Annotated in this window: 17 protein-coding genes and 1 pseudogene; 7 read left to right on the top strand and 11 right to left on the bottom strand. The window is 64.1% G+C overall.

The genetic code is table 11. The features are described from left to right. The 6 genes from ABNS06_RS16875 to ABNS06_RS16850 all read left to right on the top strand — a co-directional run. Window positions 1-634: DUF305 domain-containing protein (locus tag ABNS06_RS16875; protein WP_348675776.1), on the top strand; the 634-nt coding region annotated here is incomplete at its 5' end. Window positions 635-672: 38 nt separating this feature from the next. Then, complete coding sequence (locus ABNS06_RS16870; protein WP_348675775.1) at window positions 673-1,437, top strand: glutaredoxin family protein; 765 nt, start codon at window positions 673-675, stop codon at window positions 1,435-1,437. 157 nt (window positions 1,438-1,594) lie between these two features. Continuing rightward, window positions 1,595-2,464, top strand: coding sequence for an SDR family oxidoreductase (locus tag ABNS06_RS16865; RefSeq protein WP_348675774.1), 870 nt, complete (start codon window positions 1,595-1,597; stop codon window positions 2,462-2,464). Further along, window positions 2,461-2,799 (top strand): GNAT family N-acetyltransferase, encoded by a 339-nt coding sequence (locus tag ABNS06_RS16860; protein ID WP_348675773.1) that lies wholly within the window; start codon window positions 2,461-2,463, stop codon window positions 2,797-2,799. The genes ABNS06_RS16865 and ABNS06_RS16860 overlap by 4 nt, the downstream gene beginning before the upstream one ends. Before the next feature lie 35 nt (window positions 2,800-2,834). Continuing rightward, the gene (locus tag ABNS06_RS16855) at window positions 2,835-3,455 is read left to right on the top strand and encodes a hemerythrin domain-containing protein (protein ID WP_348675772.1); all 621 of its coding nucleotides are present in this window, start codon (window positions 2,835-2,837) and stop codon (window positions 3,453-3,455) included. A 2-nt stretch (window positions 3,456-3,457) separates the two neighbouring features. Continuing rightward, window positions 3,458-3,913, top strand: a complete 456-nt coding sequence (locus ABNS06_RS16850; protein ID WP_348675771.1) for a hypothetical protein — start codon at window positions 3,458-3,460, stop codon at window positions 3,911-3,913. 7 nt (window positions 3,914-3,920) lie between these two features. Here the strand turns inward: ABNS06_RS16850 and ABNS06_RS16845 are convergent, their stop codons facing one another. Then, entirely contained in the window at window positions 3,921-4,280 is a 360-nt protein-coding gene (locus tag ABNS06_RS16845; RefSeq protein WP_348675770.1) for a TraR/DksA family transcriptional regulator, read from the bottom strand. 209 nt (window positions 4,281-4,489) lie between these two features. Here ABNS06_RS16845 and ABNS06_RS16840 point away from each other — a divergent pair, with 209 nt between their 5' ends. Further along, window positions 4,490-4,906 carry a CBS domain-containing protein gene (locus ABNS06_RS16840; protein WP_348675769.1) on the top strand — a complete coding sequence of 139 codons (417 nt, stop codon included), beginning with the start codon at window positions 4,490-4,492 and terminating at the stop codon, window positions 4,904-4,906. Window positions 4,907-5,194: 288 nt separating this feature from the next. Here ABNS06_RS16840 and ABNS06_RS16835 read toward each other — a convergent pair whose 3' ends face one another. The 10 genes and pseudogenes from ABNS06_RS16835 to ABNS06_RS16790 all read right to left on the bottom strand — a co-directional run. Continuing rightward, entirely contained in the window at window positions 5,195-5,461 is a 267-nt protein-coding gene (locus ABNS06_RS16835; protein ID WP_348675768.1) for a hypothetical protein, read from the bottom strand. Further along, window positions 5,458-6,096: a cytochrome c oxidase subunit 3 gene (locus ABNS06_RS16830; RefSeq protein WP_348675767.1), complete on the bottom strand. Its 639-nt coding sequence runs from the start codon at window positions 6,094-6,096 to the stop codon at window positions 5,458-5,460. The genes ABNS06_RS16835 and ABNS06_RS16830 overlap by 4 nt, the downstream gene beginning before the upstream one ends. Window positions 6,097-6,100: 4 nt before the next feature. Next, a complete protein-coding gene (locus ABNS06_RS16825) occupies window positions 6,101-7,684 on the bottom strand; it encodes a cbb3-type cytochrome c oxidase subunit I (protein ID WP_348675766.1) in 1,584 nt (527 codons plus the stop codon). After that, window positions 7,681-8,670 carry a cytochrome c oxidase subunit II gene (gene coxB, locus ABNS06_RS16820; protein ID WP_348675765.1) on the bottom strand — a complete coding sequence of 330 codons (990 nt, stop codon included), beginning with the start codon at window positions 8,668-8,670 and terminating at the stop codon, window positions 7,681-7,683. The genes ABNS06_RS16825 and coxB overlap by 4 nt, the downstream gene beginning before the upstream one ends. After that, the gene (locus ABNS06_RS16815) at window positions 8,663-9,448 is read right to left on the bottom strand and encodes an SCO family protein (protein WP_348675777.1); all 786 of its coding nucleotides are present in this window, start codon (window positions 9,446-9,448) and stop codon (window positions 8,663-8,665) included. Before ABNS06_RS16815 ends, coxB begins: the two co-directional genes overlap by 8 nt. Further along, complete coding sequence (locus tag ABNS06_RS16810; protein ID WP_348675764.1) at window positions 9,448-9,816, bottom strand: hypothetical protein; 369 nt, start codon at window positions 9,814-9,816, stop codon at window positions 9,448-9,450. The genes ABNS06_RS16815 and ABNS06_RS16810 overlap by 1 nt, the downstream gene beginning before the upstream one ends. After that, window positions 9,813-10,844: a hypothetical protein gene (locus ABNS06_RS16805; RefSeq protein ID WP_348675763.1), complete on the bottom strand. Its 1,032-nt coding sequence runs from the start codon at window positions 10,842-10,844 to the stop codon at window positions 9,813-9,815. The genes ABNS06_RS16810 and ABNS06_RS16805 overlap by 4 nt, the downstream gene beginning before the upstream one ends. Continuing rightward, window positions 10,841-11,359 (bottom strand): cytochrome c, encoded by a 519-nt coding sequence (locus ABNS06_RS16800; protein WP_348675762.1) that lies wholly within the window; start codon window positions 11,357-11,359, stop codon window positions 10,841-10,843. The genes ABNS06_RS16805 and ABNS06_RS16800 overlap by 4 nt, the downstream gene beginning before the upstream one ends. Then, complete coding sequence (locus ABNS06_RS16795; protein WP_348675761.1) at window positions 11,356-11,886, bottom strand: DUF3341 domain-containing protein; 531 nt, start codon at window positions 11,884-11,886, stop codon at window positions 11,356-11,358. The genes ABNS06_RS16800 and ABNS06_RS16795 overlap by 4 nt, the downstream gene beginning before the upstream one ends. Next, window positions 11,879-12,638, bottom strand: a pseudogene (locus ABNS06_RS16790) (hydrogenase); the annotation flags it as partial. The pseudogene ABNS06_RS16790 and the gene ABNS06_RS16795, both read right to left, overlap by 8 nt.

The following is a 12,638-nucleotide window of genomic DNA, read 5'->3' as shown; positions in this document are numbered from 1 at the left end:
CTTTGCCGCCGGGATTTACCTCGTTCGGTCGCAGGACACGGTGGGCGACGTGGCGTGGATGAAAGCGATGATCCCGCACCATTCCATAGCCATTATGACCTCAGAGCGCGCGCGCATCCGCGATGCGCGCGTGCGCAAGTTGGCTGACGAGATCATCGAAGCACAACGCCGAGAGATCGCTGAGATGCGACACCTGATCGCCGACATCTCGGCCGGCCATGTGGTCACTAATCCCTACGAGGATCCGCCTGCCAGGCCGGGCACCGTGGCCGACGCATTGAACAATACGCTGATCGCCGGCCTTGACCCCGCACCGATGTCGAAGTCCGAGGCCGACCGATCGCTGGAAACCATCGACGGCTGTCAATTCCACCGCAGTCGCGAAACCAATCCGATCCTCTGGGCTTCAAACGACACCAAATCCGCGTCCATGAAACTGAACGGTACCCTCATCCGATTGGATGCAGCAGGCGCGGCGCGTGCTGATCGAATCTACGCCACCGATGGTGCGAAAGTGACTGTAAAAGCGCTGCCCAACACCAGATCGGACTGGCGGCAAAACGCGGAGTTGATCTTCGCACTCGACCAAGGCTTGTCCGTCGGGTACCGGGGATTCTGGACCTGTAACGGATAAGTGATCGGATGCGCCCGCAAATGGCAAATGACCAACCCATGTCTCAACACAGCAAGCACAATAGCGCTGAACTCTACCGGATGGTCATGCCCGACCACCTCTGCCCTTACGGCTTGAAGTCCAAGGATCTTCTCGAGCGCCAGGGATTCGAGGTTGAGGATCACCACCTGAGCTCCCGTGAAGAGACGGACGCCTTCAAGGAAAAGCATGGTGTCAAATCGACGCCGCAGACCTTCATCGGCGGCAAGCGAATCGGCGGCTACGACGACCTACGGGTGTATTTTGAACTCGATCCGCCACCGGAGCAGCAGAGCGACACGACCTACCGCCCGGTGATCGCGATCTTCGCGGTGGCAGCCCTGCTCGCGCTGGGCCTGTCCTGGCACCAGTACGAAACGCTGCTGACGCTGCGAGCGCTGGAGTGGTTTGTTTCGCTGTCGATGACCATTCTGGCGATTCAGAAACTGCAGGATGTCGAGAGCTTTTCGACCATGTTTCTGAACTACGATCTGCTGGCACGGCGTTGGGTGCGCTACGGCAAGCTCTATCCCTTCGGCGAGGCGCTGGCCGGCATTCTGATGATGGCGGGGACGCTGATCTGGCTATCCGCACCGATCGCCCTGTTCATCGGCACCATCGGCGCCGTGAGCATTTTCAAGGCCGTTTATGTCGACCGTCGCGAACTCAAATGCGCCTGTGTGGGCGGCGACTCGTCGGTGCCACTCGGCTTCGTCTCGCTCACCGAAAGCCTGATGATGATGATCATGGGCCTCTGGATGCCGCTCAAATCCCTGTTGCTCTGACCGGGGACGCACAACGGCGCCCGGGCGGGCGCAATGAACCCTCCCAACTTTCAGTTACGATCGTCGGAACAACGGCTACTAACAGCAGTCACAGTCTATGCCTATGGGGGGAAGTTCGAGGGATGGGTCCACGTATCCGTCAACGGAGTCGAACACCATGGATGATCAGCACAGCTCGCCCCCCTTTCCCGATCAAAATCTCACGCCGCCCGGCGAGGAAGCGCGGATGGATCCGCCGCCGGAGTTTCAGGCGCCGGACTATCGCCCCGCCGGCAAGTTGGACAACCAGGCCGCACTGATCACCGGCGGCGACTCCGGCATCGGTCGCGCCGTCGCCACACTCTTCGCCAAGGAGGGCGCCGATATCGCCATCGTCTATCTGGGCGAGGAACAGAACGACGCCGAAACCACCGCTAAAGAGATTGAAAAAACCGGGCGCAAGGCCCTGCTGATTCCCGGCGATGTCGCCGATCCCGAGTTCTGCAAACACGCCGTGGATACCACGGTAAATGCCTTTGGCAAGCTCGATGTACTGGTCAATAACGCGGCCTACCAGCGCCACCGCGATTCACTGGACGACGTGTCCATCGAGCAGTGGGAAACCACGTTCCGCACCAACATCTTCGGCTATTTCTACATTGTGAAATACGCCGTGCCGGTCATGGAACCCGGTAGCACAATCATCAACACCGGTTCGGTGACCGGCCTGGAAGGAAAAGGTCGGCTGCTGGACTATTCGTCGACCAAGGGTGCGATTCACGCCTTCACCAAATCACTGGCGCAGTCTCTAATCGATCAACAGATCCGTGTCAACTGCGTGGCGCCCGGTCCCGTCTGGACTCCGCTGAATCCCGCCGAACGCAGCGATGACGATGTGCGTGACTTCGGCAAGGGCACGCCCATGGGGCGTCCCGGACAGCCGGAGGAAATGGCGCCGGCCTACGTCTTCTTCGCCAGCAATGCCGATTCCAGCTACATCACCGGACACGTTCTGCCATTGCTGGGCGGGGAGACGACGGCCGGATGAGCAGCGACGACATCACCCTGGAGCCGCGCGAGGATGCGTTCACAGTGCTTCGCGAAAAAACCCCGGCCGGCGGGCGCTACTACATCCCGCTGGACGGCACCCGCGAGACCGCCGAACTCACCTGGCACCACAACCCGGACGGCAGCATCACCGCCGATCACACCTTCGTACCACCCAGCCAGCGTGGCAAAGGCCTCGCCAATCGACTCGTTGCGGAATTGATGAGCGATGCGCGGGTGAACAACTGGCAGGTCATTCCCGCCTGCTCCTACGTGCTGGCGGAAACGCGCAATCATCCTGAGTGGATGGCGCTGACCGCAACCCGCGACGGTTAGGGAAGCACCGATTGATTCGAACAGGAGACCATCCCATGTCGATACAGAATCCCATTCCTCTGGAGTCCATCCAGGCCGACGAGACCAAAGCACATGAGCGTGCCCACGATGATGTGCTGACGCGCGTGCTGGAGGACCATGCCGAAATCAAGCGCCGCTTCAACGCCCTGACCACCGCCGGCTCGGCGCCGGACAAACGCGAAGCCTTGGCCGCGCTGATTCACAAGCTGGTCGTCCACGAAACCGCCGAGCGCGAGGTGATTCATCCGCTTACGCGCGAGGCGACGCAGGGCGACGCCGTGGCCGACAAACGCATCGCCGAGGAGGATCGCGCCGAGGACTTGCTGGCGCGACTGGAGCAGCTGGATGTGGAATCCCGAGGCTTCGACGACATGATCACCTCGCTGCGCCGTGATGTTCTAAGTCACGCCGAGGCCGAACAGGCGAAGGAGTTCCCGAAGATCGAGCAGGCGGTGGACGCCGAGCAGCTCACCCGCCTGGCGCCAATCTTCCGCGCCGCGGAAGCCTCGCCGAGTTATCCCGCCTCCACCGACCCCACATCCGCCGTCAGCCATGTCACGCCGCTGCCTCTGGTCGCGATCGCCGAGCAGGCTCGCGAGGCCATCCACAACGCCCGCATTCTCCAGGAGGCGTAATCATGACCAAGCTCACCAACCAGTCCGAAGGCAACCATGCCCGCGAGGCGGGCATGTTTTATCCCACCGGCCATCTGGTCATCGGATTCGATCACCAAGGAGATGCCGACACGGCCCATGACCATCTTCAGAAAGCGGGCTTTCCGGAAGACGACATCACCGTCGTCCCCGCCAAGCAGATGGAAGCCGAAGCGGCCAAGAACCTCGAGCATCCCAACCTGATGAGTTCGCTGGGCTCCAGCCTGCCCGTGCGTGAGAAGCAGCTGCAACTGGCGCAAAAAGGCTGCGAGTTCGTGATGGTGCTGGCCGATTCGGACGACAAGGAAGAACAGGCCATCCAGGCCGTCTCACACCTGCCGGTGCGCTACGCGGTCAAATACCGCAAGCTGGTGATTGAAGATTTGCGCGCGCGGATCGATTCCACGGAATCACATAGCGATCCGGCACGCGTTCCCTGATCGGGGCTTATAGCGAACTGCCCGCGCCGGCCGACGCATGGTTGGCCTCGAAGGCCTGCTGGCAACGCAGACAACGCTCGACCTCAGGCTGTGCCTGCAAGCGATCCACAAGGATTTCGGTGCCGCAGTCCACACACTCGCCGTAATCACCGGTTTTCAGCCGCTGTAAGGCGTCGATCACGCGGTTACGCTGATCCACCGCCTGCTGCTCCAGGGAGCGTTCCTTGGTTTGCAGATGGTCGGCCACCGAGGCATCGCCCGCGTCCGGCGCCTCGCCGGCGCGGGACGTCCACGGCTCCTGGCCGGTTTCTGACTCGGTGATTTGACGATCAAGCTCGGTCAAGCGGTCGTGCAAGGCGCCGGACACGGCGTGTTCCAACTCGGAATTCAATGTGGTCATCGCTGACTCCATATTGATTCCCCCCACGCTGTTTCAGACATCTGTTTTCCAATGGTGTTTCCCGCAGGGAACGCAATCCGACGACCTCCATGAAACCACCGGAACATCACCGCCGACAACTTGTCGCAACCCTGTGGCGTATAAGAGCCACATACATTTGCTCCGAGGACAGTTGAATGGAAACCAAGACAGCCATGCACGAAGGCGTTGAACTCTGCACACCAGATGTGACCGTCACCGAGCTTGCGAAACGCATGCGAAACGGTGATATCGGAGCCATTCCCATCGGCGAGAACGATCGCCTGATCGGCATGGTCACCGATCGTGACATCGTGATTCGATGCTTGGCCGATGACAGGGATGCGACGACCACTACCGCCCGCGACGTCATGACCGAAGGCATCGCCTATTGCAAAGACGACGACGACATTCTCGAAGCCATGCAACTCATGCAAGAGAAACAGTTGCGCCGATTGCCGGTCGTGAACAAGGACAAGCGTCTCGTCGGCATGCTCAGCCTCGGCGACTTTGCCGAGGCCACACAGCCTGATCTCACCGGACAGTTGTCCGCTGCCGTATCCGCTCACCACTGACCAGACAGGAGACCCCTCATGGCCCAATGCGAGACCTGTGGGAATGAATACGACCGACCGATGACGATCACTTTCGGCGGATCATCCCATGTGTTCGACTGCTTCGAATGCGCCATCCACGCGCTGGCGCCGAACTGCAAGCACTGTGGTTGCCGCATCATCGGCCATGGCGTTCAACAGGGCGATAACATGTTCTGTTGTGCGCCCTGTGCCGGACATGAAGGTGTCGCTGGCGTTGCAGACCGCGTGTAAACAGACGTCCAGGGCGGCGCTGGCTCGCCGCCCTGGCTACCGCGTCAGATAATCCACCGGCAGCATCACCGCCAGCAGGAACACCCACAACAACGCCCCCAGCGCGAACACGCGAATCACCGGTGCGGCGTGCAGCAGGTCCATGAACACCGCGACCAGCAGCGCGGCCATGAGCAGCGCCAGGGCGAGATTGAGCACCAGACTCCAGGTACCCAGTTCCAGCAGTGCCACGCCGACGCCCAGGCCTAGGACGACCAGCAGCGCGAGCCAGATCAACAGCAGGGCGCGTATCGGCCGGTTCATGAGCGCAGCAGATAGAGACTGGTGAATACGAACACCCAGACCACATCGACAAAGGCCCAGTACATGCCGGTGATCCGCATCTGCCGGATGTAGCGATCCGCCCGCGGTCCCGGCTGCGGTCGTCCAAGCACCCACAGCACTGCCAGCGCACCCAGGCCAACCAGCATGTGCAAGGCGTGCAACCCGGTCATGGCGAAATAGAAGTCGAAGAACAGCTCCGCCTGGGCGGGGTGACTGCCGTCGTAGTCGAAGGGCAGCCCCAGTAGCGGCATCAGGCCCTCGGCGAACTCGTGATGCCACTCGTAGCCCTTGATCACTAGGAAGACCGCGCCCAGCGCCACAGTGGCGACAATCCAGCGGCGAGCTACCACGATCAGGCCTGCCTGGACGCTGCGCTCGGCCAGCGCCATGGTGAGACCACTGGTCAGCAGAATCGCGGTATTGATGCTGGCCAGCGGCAGGTCCAGATGTCTCGCGGCCTCGGCGAAGGCCTCGCCGTGCAGGCCACGATAGATGCCGAAAGCGCCGAACAGCCCGGCGAACAGCATCAGTTCCGTCGCCAGGAACAACCACATGCCCATCAGCCCCGCCTCGCGCTGCTGCTCGGCGTCCTCGAAATGGCTGGCTATGGTCACGGTGTCAGACATAGTCGTAGGGCCTGCCCGTCACCGTCGGCGTATCGACAAAGTTGTGCTTGGGCGGCGGCGAGGTGGTCCGCCATTCCAGCCCGGTGGCATCCCAGGGGTTGTCACCGGCCGGCTTGCCGCGCCACAGCGACCAGCCGAAATAGACCATTGGCAGCAAATAGCCCACCGCCAATACACCGGCGCCCAGTGTGGACATCACATGCAGGAGCTGAAATTCCTCTGGATAGGCGTGGTAACGCCGCGGCATGCCGAGAAAACCAAGCAGGAACTGTGGGAAGAAGGTCAGGTTGAAGCCGATGAACAGGGCCAGCGCGGCCACGATGGACCAGGGCCCGGAATACAGTTTCCCGGTGATCTTGGGCCACCAGAAATGCAGCCCGCCCAGGTAGGCCGTGACCATGCCGCCGACCATGATGTAGTGGAAATGCGCGGTCACGAAGTAGGTGTCGTGCAGGTGGATGTCCACCGCCAGCGAGGCGAGGATCACGCCGGTCAGCCCGCCGATGGTGAACAGACCGAGGAACGACAGCGCGTAGATCATCGGCGCGGTGAAACGGATGCGGCCGCCGTAGAGCGTTGCCGTCCAGTTCAGCGTCTTGATTGCCGACGGCACGGCGACCAGGAAAGTGAAGAACGAAAACAGGATGCCGGCGTAAAGGCTCTGCCCTGCCACGAACATGTGGTGACCCCAGACGATGAAGCCAAACAGCGCGATCGCCATGATCGAGATCACCATCCCCGTGTAACCGAAGATCGGCCGCCGCGCGAAGCAGGTGATGATCTCGCTGACCACGCCCATGCCCGGCAGGATCATGATGTACACCGCCGGGTGCGAGTAGAACCAGAACAGATGCTGGAACAGCAGCGGATCGCCGCCCAGTTCCGGATCGAAGATGCCGATGCCCAGCGCCCGCTCCAGCACGATCAGCAGCAGCGCCATGCTCAGCACCGGCGTGGCCAGCACCATGATCAGGCTGGTCGCGTAGTTAGCCCAGCAGAACAGCGGCAGGCGCATCCAGGTGAGCCCAGGCGCCCGCATCTTGTGGGTGGTGACGATGAAGTTCAGCCCGGTCAGGATCGACGAGAACCCGACGACAAACACGCCGGAGGCCGCCAGCACCACGGCCGAGTTCGAGAACAGCGTCGAATACGGCGTGTAGAACGTCCAGCCGGTGTCAACGCCGCCGGCAATCACCGCGGTCATCGTGAACAGCCCGCCCAGTGTAAAGATGTACCAGGACAGCAGGTTCAGCTTCGGAAAGGCCAGATCGCGGGCGCCGAGCATCAGCGGCAGCAGAAAATTGCCCATGGTCGCCGGAATCGACGGCACCAGAAAGAACCAGACCATGACGATGCCGTGCGCCGAAAACAGCTTGTTGTAGGTGTCGGAGTCGACCATGTCGCCGGCCGGTGTCAGCAACTCCAGGCGCACCAGCAGCGCGGCGAGACCGCCGATGAAGAAGAACGCGGTAATGGTCGCGAAATACATCCAGGCGATGCGCTTGTGGTCGGTGGTCAGCAGCCACGAGCGCAGCGTCCAGCCATCATTGAGGTAATGCGTCTCGGGCTCGCTCATCCACCGCTCTCCGTGATCCAGTCGCCGGGAGACAGCGACTGCAAATACGTGACGATCTGCAGAATCTCGTCCTCGCCGATCTGCCCCTGATAGCTGGGCATCACCGGCTCGTAACCGGCGACGACATGCTTCTGCGGCAGCAGGATGGAATCACGCAGATAGGCGCCGTCGGCGATCACCGTGCCACCGCTGGCCAGCACGACCGGACGGCCGGCGATGCCGTCCAGCCGCGGTGCACGCACCGTACCGTCGCCGCGGTGACAGCCGCTGCACCCGTACGCCGTGAACAGCCGCTCGCCGGCGCGGGCCGGGCTTTCGCCTTCGCCGTTCTCCTGCGCCCAGTCGGCGTAATCCTGCGGCGTCATCACCACGACCTTGCCGCGCATCCGTGAATGATCGGTGCCGCAGTATTCGGCGCAGAACAGGTGATATTCGCCGGGCTCGGTCGCCTCGAACCAGGCCGTGGTGTAAAGCCGTGGCACCGCATCGCGCTTGAGCCGGAACGCGGGGATATAGAGGCTGTGAATCACATCCTGCGACGTGATCCGCAGGCGGACGCGCTGCCCGGTGGGCACATGCAGCGTGTTGATCTCGCGCGCGCCATTCGGATGTTGCAGCTTCCACATCCACTGCTTGGCAATCACATTGATAGTCAGCAGGTCGCCGCCGGGATCGCGATAAAGATAGAGATAGAGACTTCCGGCCCAGGCGAACAGCGCGATGAAAGCAATGGTAAGCCCGGCCGCGCCGCCCAGTTCGATCCGATGCCCAAGTTTGTCGGGAATGCCGCCCGGGCGCGGGCGATCCGAACCGGCGCGATAGCGCACGCTGAACCAGATCACCAAGCCGACGAGTGTCAGCACCAGCGCGGCGCAGACGGCCACCAGCACCCAGAACAGCGCATCGACCTGCGCGGCCGACGTCGACGCCTGCGCCGGGTGCAGCGCCAGCCCTTTCTCCACCGTGTCCAGATACTGATCAGCCATGCGCCATCCCCCGGCGCGAACGGCGATGCAGCCTCCACACCAGCACCATCAGCAGCAACGCCACGACGGCGGCCGCCACGCGCAGTAGCTGCCAGATCGCCAGCGAGTACTGGCCGGTCGCCGCGTTGTAGCGGAAGCAGCGCAGCACGACCTGCTGCGCCACCGAGCCCAGACGGCCATCGCCGGCATCGATCAAGGCACGTTCCAGATCATCTGGAGCCGGATTCAGGCCGAACAGATAACGGCTGATGCGGCCATCCGGCGCGATCACGACCAGCCCGGACGGATGCGCGTAGCGGTCCTGTTCGGCGTCGTAGGCGTAGTGAAACCCGACCGCCTGGGCCAGACGGTCGATCTGCGGCTTCGATCCGCTCAGCAGATACCAGTGGCTCGTGTCCGTACCCAGCCGCGACTGCATGGCCAGGGCCGCGTCCGGCCCCTCGTCGGGCGCGATGCCGACGGCCGCAACAGCGTAGTCCTCACCGGCCCTGAACGGGACCGAGGCGGCCGCCACGGCCAGTCCGTCCAGCACCAGCGGACAAAGATTCGGGCAGTTGAACCAACTCATCACCAGCACCAGCGGCCGGCCGTCATGCAGGGCGTCAAGCGCCACGACGTGGCCACGCACATCGGTGAAGCGCAGCCCGGTCGGCACGGACTCGCCGATGCGCTGCTCGAAGCGCGCGCCGTCCAGCGCGGCGTTCTGCTCGGCGACATTGCCAGCAGCCGATGCCGTCATGAATACCGCCAGCAATGGCGCCATCGCCAGCCATCGCATCACGGCGCGCCCTCCTCCGGCCCGTCCCGCCAGCCGGCTCGGGCCGTCTGCGTCATCGCCGCCTCGATCGGAATCCGGACCAAGCCGGCGTCGCGATCCACCCAGCCGATGCTGCCCAGTTGCCGGTCCCAGCGCTGCGTCAGCGCCTGCATGTCCGCCCGCGGATCAGCCTGAACCGGTGGCCCCGAGGTCGTGGGGCTGGCCTGTCCGAACGGCGATGCGGGGGCCTTGTCCACCGCCCAAAGCGTCAGCATCACGCCGGTCACGACCAGAATGCCCAGCAGCAGGAACACGACCATCGCCGCCCCGATCCGGACCGGCAACCGCGGATCAACGTCGCGTTGTTCGTAACCCATATGCGCGCTCATGAGCCGGCCCCACTCAGCCGATGCCGGACCAGCGCCAGTTGCCCCCCTCCGAGGGCGAGCAGGCTGCCCGGCAGCAGCCACAGCAGGTGCAGCGACAGATCATCGAAGGCCGGCAGAATCCACCAAGCCACCTGCAACGCGCTGCCGGCCAGCACCAGGGTCGCGGTCAGCCGCAGCACCGCGCGACTGCGCCGGCCCCGGTCGGTGAACAGCAGCCAGAACGGCAGCCCCAGCAGCAGCGCGAAGACCAGCCAGCTCACCGGCCGCCACAGCGGCGTGCCGCGATGCAGATACCAGCCGATCTCGTGCGGCAGGTTGCCGGACCAGACAATGATGTACTGCGCAAAGGCCAGAAACGCCCAGCCCAGCAGAACGGCCATCCACAATCCGGCCAGATCGGCGCGCGGCGCCTCCGAGGCCTCGCCGGCCAGCCACATCACGACGGCCATGGCGGCCGCCGCTGCGGTCACGACCAGCCACAGACCGAACACGTCGGTGTAGAAGGTCGGCTCCAGCGACAGGAACCAGTCGAAGCCGAAGAAGGTCACCGAGTACAGCAAGCCAATCAGCGTCAGCACGCAGGCGGTGCGACTCACGGACTGGTCTCCCCGCCCCCATACCGCAAGCCGCCAGGCCATGACGGCCCACATCACCGCGTAGAGCAGCCAGCGCAGCAGAAAGAACGGCTGGTTCAGATAAAGCCGCTTGGCCTGCACGATATCGGGCAGCGATTCGGCGGGCGCATACCAGACGAACAGGTCATCGACCGCGAGCAGCAGCGGCAGCATCGCCACCAGCACCAGCGGCAGGCTCGCCGCCAGGGCGCGCCAGACCGCCCGCGTCGCATCCCCCCAGCTGCCGCCGGTCAGACCATGCGTGGCCAGCGCGGCCAGCGCGCCGATCGGCAGCAAAGCGACACAGAGCACGGCGACCAGCCAGGCCTGGGCCAGCGCCCGGCCGTCGACAAGCCAGCCGCCGATGCAGGCGATCAAGCCCACTGCCGTGGGTACGAGCAGCCCCCGGATCACCGCGTCGCCTCCAGCGCCTCGCGCTGCTGCGGCGACAACGCGGCGACCGGCACGCGCTGCGAGCGTTGCAGGGCCTGGATGTAGGCGGCGATGGCCCAGCGCGAGTCCGGCGGCACGCGATCCGCGTAGGAGACCATGACGCCATGACCCCGGGTGATCACGTCGACCACATGCTCGGCGCCGACATCGCGCAGCGCCTCGCCATGCAGATCGGGCGGCGCGGGAAAGCCGCGTTGCACGACCATGCCGTCGCCCTGCCCCGTGCGGCCGTGGCAGGGTGAGCAGAACGCGTGGAAATCGCGCCGGCCGTGTTGCAGCAGGGCCATGGACATCGCCGGGCGTGGCGGCAGCGGCGCTGCATCGCGGGCCACCGTGCCGACGGGCGGATGGCGGGCCGATTGCTGCTGCGGCCAGCCGTCCGCGGCCTCGTAGGTCTCGTATTTTGGCTGGTCTTCCATGTCCGGCTGCGCACAGGCGGCCAGCGTCAGCACCAGACAGCACGACAACCATTTCATGCCGGCACCTCCGAGACCTCGGAGGCACCGACACGCAGCAGGGCGTCATGTGCGTTCCGCGCATCGAACTTCGGATCAGCGGCCTCGATCAGCAGGAACAACCCGTCGCCGGAGGCATCGACGAATCCGGCGGCATTGAATGCCGGGTGGTAGGGCTGCGGCAGCCGGTTACCAAGGATCATGCAGCCCAGCGCTGCCGCCACGGTGCCGAGCAGGCCCATGGCGAAGGTGACCAGCACGAACGGGGCCCAGTATCCGAAAGGCTTGCCGCCGACCACGAACGGATAGTCGACCACGGCCGAATACCACTGCATGCCAAAGGCGGCCGCGGCCGCCAGCAGCGCGAGCACCAGCGTCACCGGGCCCGACCAGCGCATGCGGTACCCCAGCACCTCGTCCATCCCCTCCACCGGGTACGGCGAATACGCCTGCACCCGCGTCCAGCCTTCATCGCGCAATTGTCTGGCCGCGAATTTGAGGGTCGCGGGGTCGGGCATGCGCGCCAGCAATCCGTAAGGCTCAGCCATGCTCGCCCCGCTCGGCGATTTCCACGCGCATGTCGTGCATCGAGATCATCGGCATCAGCCGCACGAACAGCAGCAGCAACAGACCGAACAGGCCCAGCGAGCCGGCGTACAGCGCCCAGTCCCAGCCGGTGGGCCAGACCGTGTCCCAGTTCGACGGCATGTAGTCGGCGTGGGTGGACGTGAACACGATCTGGAAGCGTTCCAGCCACATGCCCAGATTCGTCGTCAGCCCCAGCGCCAGCATGGCCAGCGGCGAGCGTCGTATGCGGCGGAACCACAGGAGCTGCGTCAGGCCGACGTTGCAGAGGATCATCCCCCACCAGGCCAGCGCGTAAGGCCCCGTCCAGCGATCCAGATAGACGTAGCGGTACTCGACCTCGCCCGAATACCAGGCCGCGAACATTTCCTGGGTGTAGGCGTAGTCCACGATGACGACGAAGATCAGCATCATGCAGCCGAGGCAGTCCAGATGCCGGCGCGTGACCAGATCCTCCAGCCCGAACATCCAGCGCAGCACCACGGCCAGGATCGCCACCGTGGCGAAGCCGGACAGCAGCGCGCCGGCCACGAAATACGGCGGAAAGATGGTGAAGTGAAAGCCGGGGACGATGGATACGGCCAGGTCCAGCGAGATGATGCCGGTGACGGCGACGACGATCGGCGCCGCGACCACGGCCATGACCTTGGTCGCCCGCTCGTAGCGCGCCCAGTGCAGCGCGTCCCCGCGCCAGCCCAGCGCCAGCAGGCCGTAG

This window comes from uncultured Abyssibacter sp., assembly GCF_964000955.1.
Classification (GTDB): Bacteria; Pseudomonadota; Gammaproteobacteria; order Nevskiales; family OUC007; genus Abyssibacter.
This window is presented reverse-complemented; position numbering and strand designations above follow the sequence as displayed.

Coding starts and splice junctions, on each gene's coding strand:
- ABNS06_RS16870 (WP_348675775.1), top strand. CDS start 673: ATGTCTCAACACAGCAAGCACAATAGCGCTGAACTCTACCGGATGGTC.
- ABNS06_RS16865 (WP_348675774.1), top strand. CDS start 1,595: ATGGATGATCAGCACAGCTCGCCCCCCTTTCCCGATCAAAATCTCACG.
- ABNS06_RS16860 (WP_348675773.1), top strand. CDS start 2,461: ATGAGCAGCGACGACATCACCCTGGAGCCGCGCGAGGATGCGTTCACA.
- ABNS06_RS16855 (WP_348675772.1), top strand. CDS start 2,835: ATGTCGATACAGAATCCCATTCCTCTGGAGTCCATCCAGGCCGACGAG.
- ABNS06_RS16850 (WP_348675771.1), top strand. CDS start 3,458: ATGACCAAGCTCACCAACCAGTCCGAAGGCAACCATGCCCGCGAGGCG.
- ABNS06_RS16840 (WP_348675769.1), top strand. CDS start 4,490: ATGGAAACCAAGACAGCCATGCACGAAGGCGTTGAACTCTGCACACCA.
- ABNS06_RS16835 (WP_348675768.1), bottom strand. CDS start 5,461: ATGAACCGGCCGATACGCGCCCTGCTGTTGATCTGGCTCGCGCTGCTG.
- ABNS06_RS16825 (WP_348675766.1), bottom strand. CDS start 7,684: ATGAGCGAGCCCGAGACGCATTACCTCAATGATGGCTGGACGCTGCGC.
- coxB (WP_348675765.1), bottom strand. CDS start 8,670: ATGGCTGATCAGTATCTGGACACGGTGGAGAAAGGGCTGGCGCTGCAC.
- ABNS06_RS16815 (WP_348675777.1), bottom strand. CDS start 9,448: ATGCGATGGCTGGCGATGGCGCCATTGCTGGCGGTATTCATGACGGCA.
- ABNS06_RS16810 (WP_348675764.1), bottom strand. CDS start 9,816: ATGAGCGCGCATATGGGTTACGAACAACGCGACGTTGATCCGCGGTTG.
- ABNS06_RS16800 (WP_348675762.1), bottom strand. CDS start 11,359: ATGAAATGGTTGTCGTGCTGTCTGGTGCTGACGCTGGCCGCCTGTGCG.
- ABNS06_RS16795 (WP_348675761.1), bottom strand. CDS start 11,886: ATGGCTGAGCCTTACGGATTGCTGGCGCGCATGCCCGACCCCGCGACC.